Origin of the sequence: Pseudomonas sp. BCRC 81390, from assembly GCF_030341915.1 — a bacterium.
Lineage (GTDB): Bacteria > Pseudomonadota > Gammaproteobacteria > Pseudomonadales > Pseudomonadaceae > Aquipseudomonas.
In genome coordinates this window covers 1,358-1,842 of record NZ_JATAAG010000089.1, presented here as the reverse complement: position 1 = coordinate 1,842, position 485 = coordinate 1,358, and the positions used below count along the sequence as shown (strand labels likewise).

Here is a 485-nt window from a genome sequence, read left to right as displayed (position 1 = left end):
TAATCGTGGTGCTGACGGTCGAGCCATTGTTGTAGACGTCGTTCGCCGGGGTTTCGAAATCGACACTGCCCTGGGTCTTGCCGGCTTCAACGGTAATGGTCTGGCCGTTGGACAAGGTCACGGTCACCGGGGTCTGAGCCGGGTTGCTCAGCGTCACGGTGTAAGTGATCACGCCACCTTCGGTCACCGACGGCGTCGCCGTCAGGGTCGCGGTAGTAGTGTCGAGCGAGTCGTTGATCGTGGTTTGAGCCGGGGTCGGATTCGGCGTCAGCTGTTCGAAGTTGCCACCGGTCGCACCGGTAATCGTGGTGCTGACGGTCGAGCCATTGTTGTAGACATCGTTCGCCGGGGTTTCGAAATCGACGCTGCCCTGGGTCTTACCAGCTTCAACGGTAATGGTCTGGCCGTTGGACAAAGTCACGGTCACCGGGGTCTGGGCCGGGTTGCTCAGGGTCACGGTGTAGGTGATCACGCCACCTTCGGTG

The 485-nt window shown here is 60.6% G+C and carries 1 protein-coding gene; it reads right to left on the bottom strand.

Features of this window, described 5'->3' with window-relative positions; translation table 11 throughout:
- Nucleotides 1-485 (bottom strand): immunoglobulin-like domain-containing protein (locus QSV36_RS25105; RefSeq protein WP_289135754.1); only part of this gene is annotated, 485 nt, incomplete at both ends.